Below are 22,265 nucleotides of genomic sequence, written 5' to 3'. Positions count from 1 at the left end.
TCGATCCCTGATCCCCTTTCCCGCAACAGTAGTGGACACTTAAGATTATCGCATCCAGGCACTTTTAATTAAGGAAAATTACAAGCTGTGTTGAGAAAATCGTTTATATGTCTCAGTCTCAATCGCATCAAAACAACTTCATATCACCACCGCAGCATCGTCCACGCCTAGCGCTTACTTTAGGAGATCCAGCTGGAATTGGACCAGAAGTAATTTTAAAAGCTTTGGCAGACCCACAAATAAGTAAGAATTTTGATGTGACGGTTGTAGGTAGCCAAGATTTACTTTTGGAAAATTACACCAAAGTTCTCGTTAGTGGGAATTTAGTACCTTTAGCTAATCCAGAAAACTTGTCAATTCTGGATGTAGCGTTAGAGGAACAAATTAAAAGCCAAATTTTGATTGGGATAGGTAATGCGGCGAGTGGTGCAGCCAGTTTTGCCTATTTGGAACGTGCGATCGCCCACACTCAAAAAGGTGAATTTGATGCAATAGTTACTGCTCCGATTGCCAAATCAGCTTGGAAAGCAGCAGGATACAATTATCCAGGGCAAACAGAACTCTTAGCTGAGAAATCAGGTACAGATAGATATGGCATGTTGTTTGTAGCGCGATCGCCCCACACTGATTGGACGCTACGATGTTTACTGACTACTACACATATACCTTTATGTCAAGTACCTGAAGTATTGACACCAGAATTACTGACAAAAAAACTTGATTTGCTGGTGGAGTGTTTAGAGAAAGACTTTGGTCTTGAGAGTGGCAAAATTGCGATCGCGGGTTTAAATCCTCACAGTGGTGAACAGGGACAAATCGGACGTGAAGAGCAAGAAAAAATTCTTCCTTGGTTAGAGCAAGAACGCCAAAAACGTCCGCAATGGCGTCTAGATGGTCCAATTCCACCCGACACAATGTGGGTTGATCCAGGTAAAGCCTGGTACAGTAGCGTTGATTCAACCAAAGCCGCAGACGCTTACCTGGCACTTTACCATGATCAAGGTCTAATTCCGGTCAAATTAATGGCATTTGACCGCGCCGTCAATACATCTATAGGTCTACCTTTTATTCGTACCTCCCCAGATCACGGTACAGCATTTAATATTGCTGGTCAGGGAATCGCCGATGCAACCAGTATGAAAGCAGCAATTAAGTTAGCAGGCGAACTGGCGAGGGTGAGAGTGCAAAGAAGAGGTGGGGTGATGGGGTGATGGGGAGTGTGGGAATAACAACCAACAACCAACCACTAACCAAACCAATGACCATTGACAATTGACTATTGACCCTTGACTATTAACTGTGATGTTTTTAACAATCACAATCAACGATGAATAATAACAAACTTCGTAACATACTCATCGGTACTGGAATTGCCGCTATTGGTGCTATTGGCACTAAAGCCGCAGTAGATTATTTTCGCAACCGTGGTAAGGAAGAAATTGTTGATGAAAATCAGGGTGACGCTGTTGCTACATCTCCCCAAGAAGTTGCTTATGCAACTGTAGAAACTAACTCTGTGCAAGATTTTCTAGATAAAAGTTTTGGTGAACCAGGACGTTATATTCCCAATCGTCCACCCAAGATATTTGATTATCAAGGTAATCAATATATGGTCATTTGGGCATACGACAATAAACAGCAAAAAAATCAAATGTTAGCTTTTCTCTACACTGATCAAGGTCGGAAGATGATCGCCAGTGTTGGGTATACCAATCAGAAAACTGACTACAATCTCAATTTAGATGGCACACCTTTTGCTGTAGAACTCAATGGTCAACAATTGCGTTCTGGTCAGTCAGAAACTGGTGGAACGAATGATGTTGATTTTGTATTGGCTTAAGATTTTTTGAATTGAAATTTTTTGGTTAAGGTGGTTGAAAAGCCACCTTTTTTTTATTTTCGCTCAATCACATCTCTTGTAGTTTTATATGCTTCCACAAAAGTTCTATTAATTATAAAAGATATTCATGTATTATATATTGCCAAAAATTAAGATCAGGTTAAGCGTTAAAAATTATCTACAAACGCACTAAAAATTACATAAATTCATAGCGAAATCCCTGTAGCAAAACTCTGCGTTCCTTTGCGTTATCCTTTGCGCTCCTCTGCGTTTAAAAACAGTACGAATAAACTTTAAAAAAAACAATATACCTTTAGATAGATAGGCATAAATTTATCAGCTTCATTCTCAGGAAAGAGAAATTTTAGTAGGTTTTTTAGGTACATTTTGGTCAGTCAATCAAATTCTGCATAAGTACTGGCTCAAATCCGGAGGAAGCTTCGTCTGTCCACGTCTTGGCGTTTTCAGGCTTTGGTAATCTGCTTAATCTAATGAACTAGGAAAAATTATGGATAACAAAATTTTAGAAAATATTATTCCTTCCCAACCCCCAATTGAATCACAGTCTGACGCTCATGTATTAAAGTCTCGTTTAGAGTGGGGAGAACCTGCTTTAACAATTCTAGATGTGCGCGATCGCCAAGTTCACAACCAAGGGCATATTACAGGTGCAATGCCAATGCCATTAAATGAATTGGTAGATCGGGCAACAGCAACCATTGCAAAAAGCCGTGATATCTACGTTTACGGTAGCAATGATGAAGAAACAGCCCAAGCCGCACAGCTGTTGAGAAACGCTGGCTTTGAACATGTATCTGAACTTAGAGGCGGTTTGGCTGCATGGAAAGCAATTGGTGGCGCAACTGAGGGTGTTGTAGAGGCAAAAGTTCCTCCCAGTGCTGGTGCATACAATGTTGTGGATCGGATGAAAGAACACACAGAACAAGCAGAAAAAGATGTATAGATATTAGTCAATGGTCAATGTAAATTGTCAATAGACTATTGACAATTGACTATTTTATTAATGTTCAAACACATCCTTGAATTGCAACAAATCCAGGGAAACAATAGTTGGTAAACACTGAAAGCATTCTTGAGCTAACTGCAAACGTTCTTCTCGTTCTAGCATCGCGATTAATTTCTGCTGAACTTTGAGTAAGTAGCGCACATCGTTAGCAGCATAACTCAGTTGAGCTTCCGTGAGTTGAGCAGCGTTTCCCCAATCCGAACTTTGGGAACTTTTATCTAATTCTACTTGCTCTAGTTCTAGTACCACATCTTTCAACCCATGACGTGGCGTGTAAGTACGGGCTAATTTACTAGCTATTTTGGTACAAAAAACTGGATTAACGTGAATACCAAGATTGTAACGTAAGGTAGCGATATCGAAACGGGCAAAGTGAAACACCTTAACGATATTGGTCGCTTCTAGCAATTTTTTCAGGTTAGGGGCTGTGGTTTGTCCTTTAGCAATCCGAATGGCAGTAACTTGTCCTTGGCTATTACACAGTTGTACCAAGCATAAGCGATCGCGCTGCGGTATTAATCCCATTGTTTCTGTATCAACAGCGATCACCTCAGCTTGTAAATAATGGGATAAAGTGGTTTCATCCAGATCGCGATCGCAAACTTGAAAATCTTGTAATTCCATGAATTGTTACAATCATAAATGCAGTGTCTGGTGGAGAAAAATCCTGTTAGACACTACATTATTGTAGTTGTTAATTAGTAGTTAGTAGCAATCAATTAACAAACAACAACCAACCATCTATCGATTCCGAATGAAAATTTGTGTCAAATAGACTTCACCTTTACTATTAGTCGCAACACCAATTCCAGTCATATTGTAATTGCCTTTAATATTGATCAGATGGTCAGGACTTTTAATCCAGCCATTAACAGCTTCTGCTGCTGGATCGCTATATCCTTGGTTATAAGCAACATTTTCGGCTGCACTTGTGTAGCGAATAGGAATTGCATTTACTCGTTTTTCAAATCCTTGATGACTAAATGGGACTTTACCTCTAGCCATATTTTGACTATGAATTCTTGCTTGTTTAGAGATATTCGCATTTAGAGTTAGTTTTTTTAGACCCAGAGAAATTCGATAGCGATTAATTTGATCAAAAACTGATTTTTCCAAATCAGTGGTTTTGAAAGTTACAGTAGATGCAACCTGAGATGATGGACTCAGTAACGCTTGACTTGCGAGCAATTTTTTTGTTGAAGTGTGGCCTAGTGAAGTGGTTGTTAATCCACCAGCAAGGACAAGCATACTTAAAGCAGTGCCAAAAGCAGATTGTCGGATCATGAACGATTACTTAAGTAGTGTAATAGAGTTATGAGACACGCACCCTGGATTTTTGTTTCTTGATATACTCGCATAGTTTTCAGTATTCAAGAATTTTCCACATGTTTGCCTATCCCGATTTTGGCGTTAATTACAGTTAATTACAATCCTATAACTGTGAAGTAATTCCGAATAAAAAATGAAAAATTCAAGAAGTTAAACAAATACATAATTTTATTCCAGTACTTGCACTTAATTAAATCTACTGATTTTTCTACATCCTTACACCCTTATACCTTTACACCTTTTTTAATGAAAATTAAATAACTCTTAAATCGTTGCAATGCCTACTTTTAAAAGCAAAAAAAATTGTTATCTTCCTGAGCAAATAAAGCTTTCAGCAGGTAGATTCCATTATTGAGCTAAATGAATGAGTCGAATTAATGGATTTGTTGGACGTCGTCATTTCCTGAAACTGGCAGGAGTGGGAAGTGTTGGTATGATGGCCAGTGTTGCTGGTTGTGACCTTTCTGCCAATGTCAAACAAGCGATCGCCCCCAAAAAAACTTTGGCTGATGCCATAGCAGCCAATCGCAACCCGGTTAATCCTGAACAAGCTTTAAAACGTCTACTTGCTGGAAACCAACGCTTTGTACAGCAAAAACGTCAATACCCCGATCAATCGCTAGAACGTATACGAATGATTGCTCAAGCCCAGTATCCCTTTGCTGCTATATTGGGCTGTGCAGATTCTCGAGTTCCGACAGAAATAATCTTCGATCAAGGATTGGGAGATTTATTCGTAGTGCGAGTAGCCGGTAATGTTGTCTGTGACACCGTTATAGGTAGCCTAGAGTATGCCACCGCAGTTTTGGGTTCCCAACTAATTGTAGTTTTGGGTCACAAAAGATGCGGTGCAGTCGCAAAAGCACTTCAAGATAAACCTATTTCTGGCAGAATGGGATTAATAGTTGAAGGTATCAAGCCAGCTGTAGAAACAGCAAAATTGACTACAAAAAATTTACAAGATCATGCAGTTATAGCCAACATCAAATACCAAGCAAACAAGTTACAAGAGAATTCAACAATTTTATCTAAACTTGTTCGTCAAAATAAGCTCAAAATTGTTGGCGCTCGTTATGACTTGGATAGTAGTAAAGTATCTATCGTTTATTCTTAATCTCTTCTCAGACTTTAAATAAAAATACCCATAGCCAATAACCAAAATCCTACAGACTAAGTAAAGCGTTTTATTAATTCTTAGTGAAAAATACTCAGCGTTTCTCTGCGCTAACTCAGCGCCCCTCTGCGTTTAAAAACACTATCATTTTACACCAAGCAGTACTATACTTTTTAGTTGCAACAGAAATATCAAGATTTTTGAATTTTGCAAAACCACCACAATTAAGCACAATAATAAAAGTCTGTTGCTTAGGAATGTCAAAATTGGTATAGACAAATGCGACTAATTTTATATAGTAAGCCAGGATGCCATTTATGTGAGGGATTACAGGAAAAGTTAGAACAAATTGTAGAGATGGGAAATTTTCCGTCTTTACAGCTAGAAGTTCGAGATATTACTACCCGTGACGATTGGTTTGGGGCTTACCAATACGAGGTTCCTGTCTTGTTTTTAGCCCATCGATCAAATAGCGCACAGGATGCCCATCCCACCAGCACAGAAGAGAGTATGCAACTCATACCCCGTCCTTCTCCCCGTGCATCAGTGCAGCAGTTGGAAAATTTACTCCGGAAGTATCTATAGCTCTTTGTATAAAAGGGAAAATAGTGCAGAATAAAGCGCAAGCTATGGGTGAGGAACTTGAAGCTAGAGGCTAGAAGCTAGCAATTTGGGATTTTGAATCCATTCAAAATCTAAGATTTCTTTCCTTAATCTGTAGTCCCTTTTTTGAAGAGGTTCACAACATGAAACTGCGGGAGTTATTAGAAACTGTAGAAGGGATTTTGCATTTACCTGAACATCCAGCAATGGATAGGGAGGTAACAGGATTAACAACAAATTCCCATGCTACCAGTCCAGGAGATTTGTTTATTGGTATGCCCGGAACTCGGGTTGACGGTGGGGACTTTTGGCAAAGCGCGATCGCAGCTGGCGCTGTAGCGGCAATTATATCTCCTCATGCAGCACAAAAACACCCTCCTACAGCAGAGGCTTGTGTGATTACCGCCACAGACATGATAAAAGCCTGCGCCCAAATCGCCCAAGTTTTTTATGACTATCCAGGGCAAAAACTTAAATTGGTGGGTGTCACAGGTACAAACGGTAAAACTACAACTACCCATTTGATCGAATATTTTCTGAATCAAGCAAATAAACCTACAGCTTTAATGGGTACTCTCTATACTCGTTGGGCGGGGTTTACCCAAACTGCTGTTCATACCACACCATTTGCAGTCGAACTACAACACCAGCTAGCAACAGCTATAGCCGCTGGTAATGAGTATGGTGTGATGGAGGTTAGTTCCCACGCCTTGGCCCAAGGGCGAGTCATGGGATGCCAGTTTGAAGTCGGGGTATTTAGTAACCTTACCCAAGACCATCTTGACTTCCACCGCGACATGGAAGATTACTTCGCGGCAAAAGCTTTACTATTTAATTCTGATTATCTCAAAGGGCGGGCAATAATTAACGCCGATGACGCCTACGGGCAGCGATTAATTGCATCTTTAGATGCAGATAAAGTTTGGAGTTATAGTGTTAGCAATTCCACTGCTGACTTATGGATGAGTGATTTAAGTTACGAACCAAATGGTGTTAGCGGGAAACTGCATACACCAAAAGGTGATGCTACTTTTCGTTCACCCCTAGTCGGTCAATATAATCTCGAAAATCTTTTGGCAGCGGTAGGAGCAATTTTACACTTAGGTTTGGATTTAGAATTGGTGGTATCTACAATACCAGAGTTCCCGGGGGTTCCCGGTCGCATGGAAAGAGTACAGGTGAATCCACAACAGGACATCAGCGTCATCGTAGATTATGCTCACACTCCTGATAGCTTAGAGAACTTGCTTAAAGCTTCGCGTCCATTTATTCCTGGTAAGATGATTTGTGTGTTTGGTTGCGGAGGAGACAGAGATAGGACTAAGCGCCCAAAAATGGGTAAAATAGCCGCTGAACTAGCTGATGTAGCAGTAGTGACATCTGATAATCCTCGTACTGAAGATCCAGAGCGGATCTTGCAGGACATCTTAGCAGGAATACCAGAAACAGTTCAGCCAATAGTAATCTGCGATCGCGCTACTGCCATTCGTAGTGCTATTTTAGAAGCACAACCCGGAGACGGTGTTTTGCTAGCTGGTAAAGGTCACGAAGATTACCAAATTCTCGGAACCGAAAAAATCCACTTTGATGACAGAGAACATGCACGCGACGCATTAGAAGAAAGGCTAAAGGCTAAAGCTTAAAAATAAGGGATCGGGGATAGGGAAGACAAGGGGGACACGGGAAGGAAGGAATTTTTCTCCCTTGTCTCCTGTGTGTTTTGTCTCATCCATAAAGACAATTTCTGAATACTGAATCAATGTTTTAGAATTTGGAAGTTAGCAGTATAAAATATCCCCCATCCCCCATCCCCTATCCCCTATCCCCTAGATTTTCTTTATCTGCTTTACTCATGAATGTTTCTCTGGTTCGGGAACTATCAATATATCAGCTGGCTTTGGATGTACAAACCCCTCCTCCAATTATGTCTGCTACTCCTGCTATTTTGCTATCACTGTTGAAGTCACAAATTGATTTACTAACAGAACAGCAAATTCCCGCAACTTTATGGGTAAAGCTGCCACCAGGAAAAATTTGGCATTCAGAAATTCAGCGTTACCAACAGCAATTAGGTAATTCTGGAGTTGTTTATCATTGCCATGTTGGGGAGGTAGGAATTGAGGGAATGGATAGAGAAAAAATCAAACCATTTTCCTCATCTCAAAAAGGTATGCAATTCTTGCCAAATCAGACGCGGCGAGAATATTTTTTAATAGTGTTATCAGCAAAATTTTGCAGCTTAATAGTGGCCGAACGATCAATTAAAAATCATAAAACTTTATTAACTATATCTACTTTTGAACCAAAAATCATCCAGCAGGTATTGGATGGTATTAAACAGGCAATAGTGCCAGAAGATTCGGCGATCGCACCAGATCATTTGATTTGTGCAGGTGTGTCTGAACCAGCATTGATGAGTCGATTGTTGACAAAGCAACTCCAACGCCAAGATGAAATTAACCGCCAAATTATTTCTAAACGGATTGCCAAGATAGAACAGCAAAAACAAGCACTACACAACAGTTTGCAACTCAAAGACGAATTCTTAAGCAATGTCTGTCATGAACTGCGTACACCTCTGACGCATATGAAGACTGCCTTAAGTCTGTTAAATTCGCCTAGTCTCAAAAATCCACAGCGCCAGCGCTATTCCCAAATGCTCAACACCCAATGCGATCGCCAAAATTCCCTCATTCATGGTGTATTGGAACTGGTACAAATCGAGCGCAATTTAGAAGCAATGAACTTAGAAGCAGTATGCTTAGCAGACATTGTACCTGGAGTAGTTAGTACCTACCAGCCTCTAGCACAAGAAAAAGGCATTATGCTAGCCTATACCGTACCTACAGAACTCCCTGCTGTTTGGTGTGTCAGTGGAGGACTGAGGCAAATTGTCATTCATCTACTTTCTAATAGCATCAAATACACTCCCAATGGAGGTCAAGTTTGGGTGTGGGGAAGGCTTCAGGGCGATTATGTTCAATTAGAATTTCGTGATAGTGGTATTGGTATTAGCGAAAGTGAAATTCCCAAAATTTTTGACCGCTTTTATCGTGTGCGTCCCCTACTATCAGAAGATCCTGGTGGTGCAGGCTTAGGTCTAACAATAGTACAGCAACTACTACGAGGCTGTGGAGGCTCTATTTCTGTAAAAAGCAAACCTTCCGAAGGTTCCACTTTTACAGTTCAGTTAGCGGCTGTCGTGGAAAAATATAGTAAGTAGAAGAGGGAGTGGGGAGTAGAGAAATAATTATTAACCACTAACCACTAACAATTAACAATTTTCACAGATGCATGTGTTGTGCGATCGCGCTAGTTTGGTTACTAGTCGATTTAAGAAACACCTTTTAATGAATCAAAATTTAATTGTTGTTCCTCATCAGGAGGATAGCACGACAACGAATCCTATTGTTAGCCAACAACAGCAATTGATCAAGCAACTCCAGATCCTGAGTGCAGAGCTACTTTTGGCTATACCCTTTGGTTTTGCTCTGTTTCACTTCAATTTTGGTGGCATTGCTTGGATCTTTGGCGGAATTATTTCCGGTGCAGCGATATTCCAGACATCCCGAATTTTTTATAATTATTTGCCCAAACCTAACCGGACTGCTAGAGAGATTGGAATGATATTAGTGGGCATAACTATCGGTGCTTCTAATGCCCATGCTAATTTAGCCAATATTAGTGCTAGTGCTCCAGTTTTTGTTTGCCTCACGTTGTTTTTACTACTCTGTGGAGGTTGTATTGGCTACATTTATTCCCGTTTGAGCAAAACCAATCTTTTGACAGCAATGCTAGCTACAGTTCCTGGTGGTGTGGGGGTAATGTCAGCTATCGCCGCAGATTACAATAAAAATGTCACTTTGGTGGCATTAGTACAAGCACTCCGGATAACAAGCGTAGTTTTTCTCATACCCTTAATTGCTAAAGTCACAAATAATACCTCAGTTCAACCACCAATATCTTCTGCTATTGAGCCATACTCTTTTGAGTTACTCTTATTGGTGTTGGTAATCAGCACCTTAGCAGTTCATATAGCGAAATTGCTGAAAGTTCCTGCTGCCCCTTTCTTTGCTTCATTATTAGTAGGAATGGCATTTAATCCAATTCTCAATTGGCTACCTTTTGTAGATGATATCTCTTTTACCCCACCACTTGTAATTAAATTACTAGGTCAAATGTTGCTGGGAATTACTATCGGTGAGTATTGGGGTGAAAAACCTACCTTCCAAAAACGAACTATAGGATGCGCCATCATTTCAGTTGCGATGACTCTTGCTGCTGGGGTAGCCGCTACTTTACTTGCCATGCAATTAACGTCTTGGGATTGGCTAACTTGTCTGTTGGTGACAGCACCTGGAGGATCTGCGGAAATTATCTTAGTTGCCTTGACATTAGATCATAATGTAGAAATCGTGACGGCAGGCCATGTTGTGCGGCTAATCGCTATTAATAGTTTTCTACCGATTGGGATTTTTCTGTTTCGTTATTTTGACAATAAAGAAGGCACGAGAGAAAGCGTATAAAACAAAGTATTTATTTGAACAACACCAACAGATAACACAACCACATCCCGGTAAATTTATTTGTATCTATCAGTGTGTATCTGTGTAAATCAGCGGTCATTTTTTAAAACATAATTACGCCAATGTGAACTGAAGAAGCAATATAAGGGTTTTTGGCAAGTGTCCAGAGTTTGATTTGATTAACGAACACAGATGAACACAGATACACACAGATAGATTATCGGTGTGTATCTGTGTTCTGTGTTCGATCTCGAATTTTACCCAAAAGTGTGCTGAAACAAAACCTTCACCTAAAAAGGTATTGTTTAATAAGTAGTCAGGAGCCACAAAATGGTTGCCCAAAATCAAGAATTAGAAGCCTCATACTGGGTGAAAACTCGCTCTTCACTTGATCCTGCTGAATCAAGCTTTTTAAGCTGGACAGGTAAGATATACGCTTTTATTCCAGGTGAAAAACGCACACTCTTATTTAAAATGGTTGGTATGAGTGTAAGCAGATGTATCCCCACTGAGGCGGGTTGCTGGGATTTTACCTCTAGAGAATTGACTTATTACCTCAACCCCGAAACAGAAGAGATTTTGCATAGATGGGATAATCCCTGGACAGGGGAAACAGTTCCAGTCATGCACGTTGCCAATAACCCAGTGCAAGGTCATTTTAAAGGCAAGTTTCCAGCCCAGGTAGATGATGAGAGTACAACTTTTGTATTTGATATCTTTCCTACTTATCCCAACCCCTTAGTAGAAAATACAAAATTAGCCGAATATAGTCCCCAACCCACTTATCAAGCCGCAGAGTTATTTAAAATTACTGTTCCCACTACAGATTTATTCAATTTGGAATTACCTTCAGTTTCTCAACTGAGGCTAAGTTGGGATAGGATTGGCCAATGGCTACCTTGGATGAAAATGGGCGATCGCTCTGGTTATCTTATCTACAGTGCTTATGGTAGAAAGGTAAAAAGCTTCGACGAATTACCGCAACTACTCAAAGACGAAATCAATACTCGTGTTCCTCTATACAAAAAAGCTCCGAAATCCTTTTTAGATGTCGAAGATATGACTTCTTGGCTTTACTTCCAACAAAATTTAGATGCATATTTAGCTGGTGAAAGATTCCCTCTACCAGCAGCAGAAGAAAACTAACACTAAATTTGATGTAGAGTTTTCCTTTGCATAAAACACAGGACTTTTACGAGGGCGCATAGTCGTGCGCCCCTAATTTAGGCATGTAATTTTTGAATTACTGCCTTTTGCCATTGGTGAGGACATTGATTGCTCCACCTGCGGCTGCACCATCAATTGCATCACCAAGAACATGTCTGGTGTTACCGCGAAGGATTGTACCAGTTACTGCACCCGCAGCTGCGCCTACTCCCACATCTTGAACCACATTACGGTTTTGACGGTTTTTGTACTGACGTCTAGTACCATGAACGGCGTTTACAGCAGCACCAGACGCCGCACCTTTGATAGCATTGTTGACGACAGAACCCCGTCCTCTAATAGCGCCAGAGACTACGCCAGCACCGGCTCCAATACCGATATCTTGTAGTATGTATTCATCAGCAGCAGCAGGTTTAGCTGGTACAAAGGTTGCACCAACTAAACTTGTAGCTAGTAAACCGGGTAAAACTGTGCGTTTAAAAATCTTGTTCATAGACCTACCTTCTCAACTAAACATCAATGATAAAAAACAGTCGAAGTTGAGACAGTTTTGTTTGACCACATTTTTAGTCTAGGCAATAGCAAATTTTTTTGCATGAGAAATCTTTCATGATAACCGTACAAAAAAATGAGGTAGTAGAAGAATTTTAGAGATAATTTGTTCCCCCAAGCTTCTGCATTTCTGGAAATACACCGCTGTCTACTACCTTTTGCCTTAATATTTAAAACGCCTGAATCCACTCTTTGATAGAGTATTCAGTCCAAATTCCGTTTTGCCAATAGGGGTCATTTTCTACTAATTGACGCACAATATCTTCGTTGTCGGCTTCGTAAATACCAAAAACTTTTGTTAAATCTTTGGTGGGGCCAATAGTAATTAGTACACCAGATTCTTTTTGTTTTGCTAATCCATCTAGATGAGCTTGACGATAAGAGGCGCGTTTTTCGAGGACATCTTCACAGTAAGTCCCCCACATGATGTATTTAGTCATATTTGTTGATAGTTGGTTGTTGATTGTTGATAGTTGGTTGTTGATTGTTGTTTGGATTTGACTGAGATGATCCAAACAACTAACATCTAACAACTAACAACTAATAATTAACTTCTCAGAGCAACACCAAATTTTTCGACCAATGTATCACGGACTTTTTGATGCACGGGTTCAACTTCTGCATCAGTGAGAGTGCGATCGCTGGCTCGATAAATGAGGCGGAATGCTAAACTCCGTTGTCCTTGCGGTACATGTTCGCCACGATATTCATCAAACAGTTCTACAGATTCGAGTAAATCTTTACCTGCTTTAGTAATTGCTTTTTCAATTTCGGCAACTGTCACCTTAATTGGTGCAAAGAAGGCAATGTCTCTATCTGTGGCTGGATAGGTAGAATAAGGCTTGAATGTGGGCACGATAATTTCATCTTGATCTAGTGCATCCAACAGCACATCTAAATCTAGTTGAAATACGTAAACTGCTTCTGGCAAGCTTCTTTCGTGTCGCAGTTGGGGATGTAACTGCCCAAAGATACCCAATCTGTTACCCCGAATCCACAAAGAGGCGGTTCTACCTGGATGCAAACGCTCGTCATGGCAATCTGGTTGATACTCCACCTCCAAACTCAGGCGCTGAAATACGCTATCCAAGGTGCCTTTGGCTTCGTACCAAGTCATGGGTTGCTCACGCCCACTACTTGTCCACTTGTTAGATCTGCGATCGCCTCCCAAAATCCCTGCTATGGCATCTGCTTCTTGCAAGCCGTTTTCTTCTTGCCAGAAAATTCGCCCAATTTCAAATCCATTGAGCGCCCCATTGCCTTGTTCTAAATTATACACAAAAGCATCAATCAACCCAGAAAGTAAATCTGTGCGTAGGGCTGAATACTCTACAAATAAAGGATTTGCCAGCAATATTTGTCTATTTTCCCCTGGCTTGACTAAGGAGTAGTGCATTAATTCTGTTAAACCTTCTGCCCGGAAACATGCGCGTAGCTGACGCAGCATGTCTACATCAAAAGGCAAATAACCTGCTCCTGACTTTTCTGGGAGAGTGTCGCAGAAACGATTATAGCCGTAGAGACGGGCAATTTCTTCGATTAAATCAATTTCCCGTTCTAGATCGCGGTAACGGTAGGGTGGTACTGTCACTGTCCATTTGCGATCGCCGATACTCTTGAGTTGACATCCCAAGGCAGTCAAGGTACGCTCTACATCTTCAGCTTGTAGTTCTCCGGGTTGTTCACCTAAATCAACAGGTCCCAACACCTGATTCACCCGATCTAAACGTAGTTCAATTGAACGTGTACAAGTTGATGGATCAGGGCGGCTGTCCGAAATTTCCTGAGTCACCAGACTTCCTTGGGCAAGTTCGGTAATTAGAGTCAAGGCGCGGCGTGTTGCTATTTCCAAGCCAGCACTATTTATACCCCGCTCGTATCGAGATGAAGATTCACTTCTTAACCCCACACTCCGGGAAGAACGGCGAATGACTACGGAATCAAATAAAGCTGCTTCTAATACCAGATTTTGCGTACCTTCATGGACTTCGCTTTCTTCACCACCCATCACACCAGCTAAAGCAACAGGTTGATCGTTGGCGGTAATCAGCAAGTTCTGGGTGGAGAGGGTGCGAGTTTGCCCATCTAAGGTTTTGAGGGTTTCTCCGGTGTTAGCAAAACGAACACCAATGGCTAGTTTTTCGCTACCGGCTATAGAAACAAGGCGATCGCGATCAAAAGCGTGTAGTGGCTGTCCCCATTCCAACAATACATAATTAGTAATGTCCACTACATTATTAATAGGCCTAACTCCCGCAGCTCGCAAACGCTGTTGTAACCAATCAGGAGAGGGAGCAATTTTTACCTGTTCGATTACTGTACCAATATAGGTAGGGCAAGCTTGGGTATCAGCTACTTTAATAGCTAAATTTCCTGCACCTTGGGGAACCGAAACTTCACCAGGCTCAGGAATCGTCAATTTTGCACCCGTCAGCGCTGCAACTTCCCGCGCTATACCCACCATACTTAAAGCATCAGCACGGTTAGCAGTCGCAGTCACATCTAAAATGACGTCATCCAAACCCAACAAAGGACGCACATCACTACCCAATTGCAGATTCTCTTGGGTAAAAACATGAATTCCATCTACATCACTTGGCAAACCCAGTTCTTTTAACGAACAGATCATGCCATTTGATGGGACACCACGCAGTTTTGCAGGTTTAATTTTTAAATCAATATTTGGTAGATAAGTGCCGACTGTAGCAACTGGTACATAAATATCTGCCCGGACATTGGGAGCGCCGCAGACAATGTTTAGAGTTTCTCCTGTACCTATATCAACTTGACAAACACTTAATTTATCAGCATTGGGATGGGGTTGGCGCTCAAGCACTCTCCCAATCACAACACCATCAGCCCAAGTGCGGCGATCTTCAATATCTTCTACCTCAAACCCTGCCATTGTCAGGGTTTCTGCTAATTCTTCGCTTGCTAGTTTTACCTCAACTAGTTCCCGCAGCCATTTAAGAGAAATACGCATGGAATGTGTGCTTGTGCGAAATCAGATCTGAAATTCAGAATGCAATCACTATTTTAGAATTAATCGACAGGATTCCTCAATTCCACGCAAATTCACCAGTCTATAATTTTGTGCATCAAGTCAAATGCATAAACACCATTTTGAGTAAATCTGCACGCGTAAATGGTTTTGTTAAATAACCCGATGCACCTACAAATCTAGCTCTAACTTTATCTATTATTCCCTTGCTACCTGTAACCATCACAATCGGAGTCTCTTTAAACATCGAGTTATTACGGATAATGCGACATAATTCATAACCATCAATTCCTTCCATGTTCAGATCCAATAAAATCAAGTCTGGTTTGTGTCTAATTACTGCCATGACTGCTTTGAGTGGATCGCTGATTGTCACTACAGAGAAATTTTCTTCTTCTAAAAAACGACTAATTTCTTTCAGAAACGTTGGACTATCATCTATAGAAACTATTTTATATTTTTTGCGAATATTTGCAGGAGCAGGAGTAGCTTGTTTGAGAGTAGGGTTGACGTTAATTGGGCTTGTGAGTTCTTGTAGCTTTTTTCTTCTCGCCTGAGTGATCTGTGCTAATTTTTGAGAATTTGTTTGAGATTTTGTATTACTGTTTTCTATTGATGATATGTCTATTAATTCTTTATTTTTTAATGTATTTGTATGATCATTTTCTATTACTTGCTCAAATGTTTTCGGTAATTTATCGAAAGGTGGGTCTGGTTCATGCAATAAAATTGAGCCATTTAAAATATAAGGATACAGAGTTTTCAGCACATGTATTTCATCTTGATTGATAATTACTGCCAGATGACGTAGGCTAAAACCCTTTATCCATTCAGTTATATTTTGCTGTATTTCTGGTAAATTGGTTTGTGAACTGAGGGTTTTCACCCGCAGATATGGACGCTGATAAGGTGATGAAATATGTGGTGCAAAAGACTGCCAATCTTGCAACCTCCCTTGACAACGTTCTATCAGTTTTCCAACATCTAGTCTACAAATGATTGGCATTCGCTCTGGATTTTCTTTTAATTCATAATTACCTTGTTTAATTAATAAAAAGGATTCAATTACTTCTTTTGCCAATTCTTGAATCAGTACAGCTGCTTGGGTAGGGTTAAGATGTTTTTGACTAAATAACCAGCAAATGGCTTGATATTCAGCAGGACGTTGATGACTGATAGATTCTTCAGAATTTAAACTATGGTATTCTATGGACTGATTATAGGAATCGGGTTCAAATAGCAGACGTAATTGGACACGAATTTCACTGGTCAGGGTAGGAATGCGATGACTGAGGCGACGCAAATGACGTTCCAGTCTATCGAAGGGTTCGATGGAATGGGTAGCAAATGTAATTTTGCCCTGGTCAATAAAAATAGACCAGGTAACTGAGTTACTCAAGGCTTGTAAACAAGTGCTGTCAGAACAGTTGGATAATTGTCTTAACAAACTTAGAGGATGTAGATTTGTGAATGTGCCGTAATTATTCATTTCCTTAGAGGATTTACGGGGAAATAGCAGTTTTCTTGTGCATTTGCATTCTGCGCAGAATGTTGCATCTTGTTATTTCTAATTTCTTTACAAAAAAATTTTTTTGACTTGTCATGTATATCTTACAAGCTAGAAAAGCTACTCTCAGGAGAGTTGTTAAATTTTGTATAAGTAATAGAGCAAGTGTTTTATATTTTTGTTTTGAGTGATTCTGTATTTTTATACAAATTCCCTCAATATTGATGAGAATGCTAATAATGCTTACTTACTTTTATCTAAACTATGAATTTTCTACATGAAATCTTTAAAATATCCCGTTAGCTCAGTTACGCAGTTATTGTATTCTGTAAATTATACGTATAAGTTATTTTAAATTAAGCTTCTAAAGACAATGCCAAACCTGAGAACTTCTCTTTTTCACCACTAACTCCAAGGGAGTACTTTTGAAAAAAAATTACGTAATTTGGCAGTTGCGAATTGTTTTATAACTAGTAAACTATCTAAAATCCAAACACATCTAGGTAGTCTTACCAACTCTATAAACTATATACTTTGAGATCCAGGAAAATAATAGCTCGAAGCTGAATATAACACAAAAAGTTATGACCGATACATTAAGACTTGATGAAGTCGTTGAGTTTGCTGAGAACCCAGAACCCCGTTGTCCTTGCGTGTTACTACTTGATACCTCTGGCTCAATGCAAGGTATGGCAATCAATGCCCTAAATGAAGGATTACTGAGTTTTAGAGATGAGTTAATTAAAAATTCCTTAGCTTCCAGAAGAGTAGAAGTAGCAATAGTTACTTTTGACAGTCATGTCAATGTAGTACAAGACTTCGTGACCGCCGACCAGTTTAATCCGCCTATACTAACAGCACAGGGATTGACAAATATGGGTGCTGGTATCCATAAAGCTTTGGACTTGATTCAAGAACGCAAAGCCCAGTATCGTGCTAATGGTATTGCTTACTATCGCCCTTGGGTATTCATGATTACTGATGGAGAACCACAAGGCGAAGCAGATAACCTAGTAGACCAAGCAGCAAAAAGACTGCAAGCCGATGAAGTGAATAAACGTGTTGCTTTTTTTACGGTAGGTGTGGAAAATGCTAATATGGCACGCTTAAGTCAAATTGCTGTGCGTACCCCCTTAAAGCTAACGGGATTAAACTTTGTTGAGCTGTTTGTCTGGTTATCCGCCAGCATGTCAGCGGTTTCTCATTCTAAAGTAGATGAGCAGGTGGCACTACCTCCGATTGGTTGGGGTTCTGTTTGATGTAAGATTGCATCTTTTGTACTTACACAGCTGTTAGAAGATTAGTTTATGAAAACTTCAACAAGGACACCTCAATGGCGGGTAGTTGCCGCATCAGTATGTGGTACAAGCCATACGAAAAACAAGCAGCTGTGTCAGGACGCTCACCACTTTGTAATATTGCCTGATAATGTCTTGGTGGTGTCAGCAGCTGATGGCGCGGGTTCAGCGATTTTAGGGAAAGTCGGGGCAATGGTTGCAGCAGAAACAGCAGTGGCAACCATCTGTGCTCATCAAGAAGTTTCCCGACGTACTTTGGTTGATGATGCTTTTGTGCGATCGCTTTTAATAGACGCCGTACTAGCCGCCAGAAAAGCTGTAGAAGCAGAAGCTATTGCCTGTAATAAACAACCCCAAGATTTAGCCAGCACTCTAATTGTTCTAGTCGCCACACCAGAAATTGTGGCAGTGGCACAAGTAGGCGACGGTGTGGCAGTAGCAAAGGATCGCATCGGCAACTTGATTGCCTTAACTATGCCTGACAACGGCGAATACATGAATGAAACCACTTTTTTGGTTTCCCCGGGCGCAATGGAAAAAGTCCAAGTCAAGGTGTGGCGTCAGTCAGTTGTCAACATTGGTGTCCTCACTGATGGATTGCAGTTGCTGGCAATGAATATGGCTATTAGTGCGCCTCACAAACCCTTCTTTCTTCCTTTGTTTGACTTTGTTGCCAGTGCCGAGGACAAAATTATCGCCAAAGAGCAACTTGTGAAGTTTTTGCGTTCAGACCGGATCACCCAACGCACAGACGATGATCTAACGTTGGTGATTGCGGCGTTAACCGATTAGCAATATTATTGCTGTTTAAAATTACATACATCTTCCCTATCATTAAATATATCATGCAGGTACTACGTTATCTTCCCAACCAAAAAATTGTTCATCTTAATCTCACTGTCAGTTTAGGACGTGGTGGTGAAGCTTGTATTTATACAGTGCCAACTGACGCCAATGCAGTGGCAAAGGTTTATCACAAACCATCTGAGGTGCAAGCACGGAAACTGGAGGTGATGCTCAACCACCCACCAGAAAACCCCACGGCTAGTCTCGGACACATCTCGATTGCTTGGCCGACAGAACTTTTACGAGCAGCAGATGGTAGCGATCGCATCGTCGGCTTTTTAATGCCCCGAATTCGGGGAATGCGTCCGATCATCGACTTTTACAACCCTAGAACCCGTCGCCAGCATTGTCCATTATTTAGCTATCAATACCTGCTCCGCACCGCTCGTAACTTAGCAGCAGCCTTTGCAGCCTTACACGCCAGCGGCTATTGTGTAGGTGATGTGAATGAGTCAAATATCCTCGTCAGTGACACAGCTTTAGTTACAGTTGTGGACACAGACTCATTCCAAGTTTACGACCCTGACAATGATTTCGTGCATCGTTGTCCCGTTGGTAAACCAGAATTTACCCCCCCAGAACTACAGAATAAAACCTTTGCCAAGTGCGATCGCGCTGTTCCCCATGACTTATTCGGTTTAGCAGTGCTAATCTTCCAACTTTTGATGGAAGGTACTCATCCATTTTCTGGGATTTACCAAGGCGCAGGTGAACCACCACCCTACGAAGCACGCATCGCAGCTGGTCATTTTACCTATAGCCAAAACCGCAGCGTACCCTACGTTCCCACCCCAATTGCACCTCCTTGGAAAATTCTCCACCCCAGCTTGCAAGAACTATTCTTGCGTTGTTTTGAAGATGGTCATAGCAACCCTCTGTTACGTCCCAGCGCTCAAAGTTGGGTATTAGCCTTAGCGGAAGCTGAAGATGCTTTGGTTAGTTGTAGCACTAACCCCCAACACCGTTATAGCAACCATCTAGAAATTTGTCCCTGGTGCGAACGTAGCCTGCGATTAGGTGGACGTGATCCCTTCCCATCTCCACAGGTAATTGCAACCAGAGAACACCTCAAACCCCGTATTACCACTAGAAGGCGTACTTCCGACACTCGTCGTTTTCCCCAAACAGCAACGTCTTCATTCCAGCAACATAACTATTACACTCCCATACCTCCACGTAAAGTGCGTGCGTATAAATCTTCTAATAAGGTTGGGTTGTATTCTGTGATTTTTGCTTTGCTTGGTATTGGTACGTTCTTCTATTTGGACTTAACCAATGATTTGACCAGTAGTTATCTACGTAAAGATTCTTTAGCTCAACAAAGTTTGATTGAGTCGCGTGACAATCATCTGAATCTAAGTTTTGCAGATTACTATAAGCAAGGCCATGCTGCTTACAAAGTCAAAAAATATGATCAAGCAATTGAAAACTTTACCCTAGCAATTAAAAAGCAACCTCAACACGCCAAAGCCTTTGTCAACCGGGGCAATTCTCATTACAATCTCAAAGATTACGACGCCGCGATCGCTGATTACAATCAAGCAATTAAAATTAACCCCAAAGAAGTAAAAGCTTATGTCAATCGTGGCAATGTCTATTACATGCAAGCTGAATATAGTACTGACCAAGATAAAAACTATAATTTAGCTCTTGCTGATTTTAATACTGCCCTGCGTTTAAATCCTAACGAAGTAGAAGCTTATATCAGAAGAGGTATTGTCCGCGCTCAAATGGCCAAATATAGCGGTGACTCACAGCTAGATTATCAAAAAGCGATCGCTGATTTTAACCAAGCAATCAGTCTCAATCCATCCAGAGCCGAAGCTCACTATCAGTTAGGTGTTGTCCGCTATCAAATTGCCCAATATAGTAGCAACTTTGAACAAGAATACACCAAAGCAATTGCTGATTTTAGCAGAGCAATACAAATCAATCCGCGATTATCAAAAGTTTATCTGAAGCGAGGCATTGTCTACCATGAACTTGCTCAGTATGGTGGTAACGAATCTCGCTCCCAGCAAAGCAAAGCAGTAGAAGATTTACAAATGGCTGCAAAAATTTCTCTGGAGCAAGATGACGAGGAAAGTTATCAACAAGCACTGAGCAGCATTTGCATAGTTGTTGAAAATAAATGTGACACCATGTTCCAGAACGCAACTTTTTCGCAAAAAGCTCGTTAATAAAGACTTCAGAAATAATATAAATATAACAGCCGATTTTGATATAGGAAAAGTAAGCTTTTTTCTATATAATCGGCAGCTATATTATTAAGCTAATAATCTCAAAAAGATAATTTTTTGTTAATTTGTATTAGATAATTACTACAACTAATCTAATGCTAATAAAAAGCATCAGTACAGAAAGCAAAAGCTTTTTATATTAGCTGATCTAGCTCGCCAAACCTAAACTTAATTTAGCTATTTTATACTAGGCATTGTATTTTTTATATAGTGATTTTAGTCAAAATATAATTTGTTCTGATCGCTACAAACTTTTCCATTTTTTTACACATATAAGCAGTTAATTTATCTGCTCTTCATACTTATCTAGCAAAATACGGTTAGATTGTATACTGAGAAAAACAGCAATAAATAATGCTTTGTCTTCACTGTTAAACGTTGGAATATTTCAATTCATCTACCTAAAACATTAGAGGCTATTGCATGAAAGCAGTAATTTTGGCTGGAGGACTTGGTACCCGCATTAGCGAAGAAACCAGCATCAAACCTAAGCCTATGGTGGAAATTGGTGGTAAGCCAATATTGTGGCATATCATGAAAATTTACTCTGCTCATGGTATTAATGATTTCATTATTTGCTGTGGTTATAAAGGATACGTAATTAAAGAATATTTTGCTAATTACTTTTTGCACATGTCAGATGTGACATTTGACATGCGGTTCAATCAAATGAATGTACATTTAGGTAATGCCGAACCTTGGCGTGTCACTTTGGTAAATACAGGTGATAACACCATGACAGGTGGTAGATTAAAGCGAGTCAGAGAACATATAGGCAATGAAACTTTTTGCTTTACCTACGGTGACGGCGTCAGCAATGTCAATATTACAGAATTAATTAAATTCCATAAGGAACAAAAAACTTTAGGAACACTCACTGCTGTACAACCACCTGGACGGTTTGGTGCAATTGTTTTGGGAAGCGAACAAACCAAAATCACCAGTTTTCATGAAAAACCAGAAGGAGATGGTGCTTGGATTAATGGCGGCTTTTTTGTCTTAGAACCAGAAGTCATTAATTTTATTGCTGATGATTCTACGGTTTGGGAAAAAGAACCATTAGAAAAGCTGGCTGAGATGGAACAGTTGTCTGCTTTTAAACATGATGGTTTTTGGCAGCCAATGGATACTCTCAGAGATAAAAATTATTTAGAAGATTTATGGAATAAGGGCAAAGCGCCTTGGAAAGTATGGTAGATGCTCTCAACTTATGAG

Annotated in this window: 19 protein-coding genes; 13 read left to right on the top strand and 6 right to left on the bottom strand. The window is 40.5% G+C overall.

Annotation, left to right across the window (positions count from 1 at the left end; all coding sequences use genetic code 11):
* Positions 1–107 precede the first annotated feature (107 nt).
* The 3 genes from pdxA to NIES592_RS19920 all read left to right on the top strand — a co-directional run bounded on the left by pdxA (position 108) and on the right by NIES592_RS19920 (position 2,804).
* Positions 108–1,211, top strand: a complete 1,104-nt coding sequence (pdxA, locus tag NIES592_RS19930; RefSeq protein WP_062249725.1) for a 4-hydroxythreonine-4-phosphate dehydrogenase PdxA — start codon at positions 108–110, stop codon at positions 1,209–1,211.
* A gap of 116 nt (positions 1,212–1,327) precedes the next feature.
* Entirely contained in the window at positions 1,328–1,840 is a 513-nt protein-coding gene (locus NIES592_RS19925; RefSeq protein WP_062249726.1) for a hypothetical protein, read from the top strand.
* A 508-nt stretch (positions 1,841–2,348) separates the two neighbouring features.
* Positions 2,349–2,804 carry a rhodanese-like domain-containing protein gene (locus NIES592_RS19920; protein ID WP_073556688.1) on the top strand — a complete coding sequence of 152 codons (456 nt, stop codon included), beginning with the start codon at positions 2,349–2,351 and terminating at the stop codon, positions 2,802–2,804.
* 57 nt (positions 2,805–2,861) lie between these two features.
* Here the strand turns inward: NIES592_RS19920 and NIES592_RS19915 are convergent, their stop codons facing one another.
* Both NIES592_RS19915 and NIES592_RS19910 read right to left on the bottom strand, forming a co-directional pair.
* A complete protein-coding gene (locus NIES592_RS19915; RefSeq protein WP_073556687.1) occupies positions 2,862–3,491 on the bottom strand; it encodes a ribonuclease H-like domain-containing protein in 630 nt (209 codons plus the stop codon).
* Between the two features lie 117 nt (positions 3,492–3,608).
* Entirely contained in the window at positions 3,609–4,151 is a 543-nt protein-coding gene (locus NIES592_RS19910) for a CAP domain-containing protein (protein ID WP_062249730.1), read from the bottom strand.
* A 409-nt stretch (positions 4,152–4,560) separates the two neighbouring features.
* On the opposite strand from NIES592_RS19910, the gene NIES592_RS19905 reads away from it, so the two are divergent.
* From NIES592_RS19905 to NIES592_RS19880, 6 genes are all read left to right on the top strand, one after another.
* Entirely contained in the window at positions 4,561–5,310 is a 750-nt protein-coding gene (locus NIES592_RS19905) for a carbonic anhydrase (RefSeq protein WP_062249732.1), read from the top strand.
* 279 nt (positions 5,311–5,589) lie between these two features.
* Entirely contained in the window at positions 5,590–5,895 is a 306-nt protein-coding gene (locus NIES592_RS19900) for a glutaredoxin family protein (protein ID WP_073556686.1), read from the top strand.
* Between the two features lie 161 nt (positions 5,896–6,056).
* Positions 6,057–7,556: a UDP-N-acetylmuramoyl-L-alanyl-D-glutamate--2,6-diaminopimelate ligase gene (locus NIES592_RS19895; RefSeq protein ID WP_073556685.1), complete on the top strand. Its 1,500-nt coding sequence runs from the start codon at positions 6,057–6,059 to the stop codon at positions 7,554–7,556.
* Between the two features lie 209 nt (positions 7,557–7,765).
* Positions 7,766–9,136, top strand: a complete 1,371-nt coding sequence (locus tag NIES592_RS19890; RefSeq protein WP_073556684.1) for a DICT sensory domain-containing protein — start codon at positions 7,766–7,768, stop codon at positions 9,134–9,136.
* Positions 9,137–9,263: 127 nt separating this feature from the next.
* A complete protein-coding gene (locus tag NIES592_RS19885; RefSeq protein WP_073556683.1) occupies positions 9,264–10,439 on the top strand; it encodes an AbrB family transcriptional regulator in 1,176 nt (391 codons plus the stop codon).
* Between the two features lie 330 nt (positions 10,440–10,769).
* Positions 10,770–11,585, top strand: coding sequence for a DUF1838 domain-containing protein (locus NIES592_RS19880; RefSeq protein ID WP_073556682.1), 816 nt, complete (start codon positions 10,770–10,772; stop codon positions 11,583–11,585).
* Between the two features lie 97 nt (positions 11,586–11,682).
* On the opposite strand, the gene NIES592_RS19875 is transcribed toward NIES592_RS19880, so the two are convergent.
* From NIES592_RS19875 to NIES592_RS19860, 4 genes are all read right to left on the bottom strand, one after another.
* The gene (locus tag NIES592_RS19875) at positions 11,683–12,099 is read right to left on the bottom strand and encodes a hypothetical protein (protein ID WP_009459692.1); all 417 of its coding nucleotides are present in this window, start codon (positions 12,097–12,099) and stop codon (positions 11,683–11,685) included.
* A 229-nt stretch (positions 12,100–12,328) separates the two neighbouring features.
* The gene (locus NIES592_RS19870; protein WP_026086307.1) at positions 12,329–12,598 is read right to left on the bottom strand and encodes a YciI family protein; all 270 of its coding nucleotides are present in this window, start codon (positions 12,596–12,598) and stop codon (positions 12,329–12,331) included.
* 107 nt (positions 12,599–12,705) lie between these two features.
* On the bottom strand, positions 12,706–15,141 hold the full coding sequence (pheT, locus tag NIES592_RS19865) for a phenylalanine--tRNA ligase subunit beta (RefSeq protein ID WP_073556681.1): 2,436 nt from the start codon (positions 15,139–15,141) through the stop codon (positions 12,706–12,708).
* A 115-nt stretch (positions 15,142–15,256) separates the two neighbouring features.
* A complete protein-coding gene (locus NIES592_RS19860) occupies positions 15,257–16,648 on the bottom strand; it encodes a response regulator (RefSeq protein ID WP_073556680.1) in 1,392 nt (463 codons plus the stop codon).
* Positions 16,649–17,250: 602 nt separating this feature from the next.
* Here NIES592_RS19860 and NIES592_RS19855 point away from each other — a divergent pair.
* From NIES592_RS19855 to rfbF, 4 genes are all read left to right on the top strand, one after another.
* The gene (locus NIES592_RS19855; protein WP_073556679.1) at positions 17,251–17,925 is read left to right on the top strand and encodes a vWA domain-containing protein; all 675 of its coding nucleotides are present in this window, start codon (positions 17,251–17,253) and stop codon (positions 17,923–17,925) included.
* Between the two features lie 48 nt (positions 17,926–17,973).
* A complete protein-coding gene (locus NIES592_RS19850) occupies positions 17,974–18,756 on the top strand; it encodes a PP2C family serine/threonine-protein phosphatase (protein WP_073556678.1) in 783 nt (260 codons plus the stop codon).
* 53 nt (positions 18,757–18,809) lie between these two features.
* The gene (locus NIES592_RS19845) at positions 18,810–20,990 is read left to right on the top strand and encodes a tetratricopeptide repeat protein (protein WP_073556677.1); all 2,181 of its coding nucleotides are present in this window, start codon (positions 18,810–18,812) and stop codon (positions 20,988–20,990) included.
* Positions 20,991–21,473: 483 nt separating this feature from the next.
* A complete protein-coding gene (gene rfbF, locus NIES592_RS19840) occupies positions 21,474–22,247 on the top strand; it encodes a glucose-1-phosphate cytidylyltransferase (protein WP_073556676.1) in 774 nt (257 codons plus the stop codon).
* The last annotated feature ends 18 nt before the right edge of the window (positions 22,248–22,265 follow it).

Origin of the sequence: Fischerella major NIES-592 (assembly GCF_001904645.1) — a bacterium.
In the GTDB taxonomy this organism is placed as follows: domain Bacteria; phylum Cyanobacteriota; class Cyanobacteriia; order Cyanobacteriales; family Nostocaceae; genus Fischerella; species Fischerella thermalis.
The sequence above is the reverse complement of the archived record's forward strand: the minus strand, read 5'-3'. Positions and strand labels throughout refer to the sequence as shown.

Bases quoted from the DNA above. Each gene is read 5' to 3' on its own strand.
- NIES592_RS19870 (WP_026086307.1), bottom strand. From the start codon at position 12,598: ATGACTAAATACATCATGTGGGGGACTTACTGTGAAGATGTCCTCGAA.
- NIES592_RS19915 (WP_073556687.1), bottom strand. From the start codon at position 3,491: ATGGAATTACAAGATTTTCAAGTTTGCGATCGCGATCTGGATGAAACC.
- NIES592_RS19920 (WP_073556688.1), top strand. From the start codon at position 2,349: ATGGATAACAAAATTTTAGAAAATATTATTCCTTCCCAACCCCCAATT.
- NIES592_RS19850 (WP_073556678.1), top strand. From the start codon at position 17,974: ATGAAAACTTCAACAAGGACACCTCAATGGCGGGTAGTTGCCGCATCA.
- NIES592_RS19905 (WP_062249732.1), top strand. From the start codon at position 4,561: ATGAGTCGAATTAATGGATTTGTTGGACGTCGTCATTTCCTGAAACTG.
- NIES592_RS19875 (WP_009459692.1), bottom strand. From the start codon at position 12,099: ATGAACAAGATTTTTAAACGCACAGTTTTACCCGGTTTACTAGCTACA.
- rfbF (WP_073556676.1), top strand. From the start codon at position 21,474: ATGAAAGCAGTAATTTTGGCTGGAGGACTTGGTACCCGCATTAGCGAA.
- NIES592_RS19885 (WP_073556683.1), top strand. From the start codon at position 9,264: ATGAATCAAAATTTAATTGTTGTTCCTCATCAGGAGGATAGCACGACA.
- NIES592_RS19925 (WP_062249726.1), top strand. From the start codon at position 1,328: ATGAATAATAACAAACTTCGTAACATACTCATCGGTACTGGAATTGCC.
- NIES592_RS19910 (WP_062249730.1), bottom strand. From the start codon at position 4,151: ATGATCCGACAATCTGCTTTTGGCACTGCTTTAAGTATGCTTGTCCTT.
- NIES592_RS19880 (WP_073556682.1), top strand. From the start codon at position 10,770: ATGGTTGCCCAAAATCAAGAATTAGAAGCCTCATACTGGGTGAAAACT.
- pheT (WP_073556681.1), bottom strand. From the start codon at position 15,141: ATGCGTATTTCTCTTAAATGGCTGCGGGAACTAGTTGAGGTAAAACTA.
- NIES592_RS19890 (WP_073556684.1), top strand. From the start codon at position 7,766: ATGAATGTTTCTCTGGTTCGGGAACTATCAATATATCAGCTGGCTTTG.
- NIES592_RS19900 (WP_073556686.1), top strand. From the start codon at position 5,590: ATGCGACTAATTTTATATAGTAAGCCAGGATGCCATTTATGTGAGGGA.
- NIES592_RS19895 (WP_073556685.1), top strand. From the start codon at position 6,057: ATGAAACTGCGGGAGTTATTAGAAACTGTAGAAGGGATTTTGCATTTA.
- pdxA (WP_062249725.1), top strand. From the start codon at position 108: ATGTCTCAGTCTCAATCGCATCAAAACAACTTCATATCACCACCGCAG.
- NIES592_RS19845 (WP_073556677.1), top strand. From the start codon at position 18,810: ATGCAGGTACTACGTTATCTTCCCAACCAAAAAATTGTTCATCTTAAT.
- NIES592_RS19860 (WP_073556680.1), bottom strand. From the start codon at position 16,648: ATGAATAATTACGGCACATTCACAAATCTACATCCTCTAAGTTTGTTA.
- NIES592_RS19855 (WP_073556679.1), top strand. From the start codon at position 17,251: ATGACCGATACATTAAGACTTGATGAAGTCGTTGAGTTTGCTGAGAAC.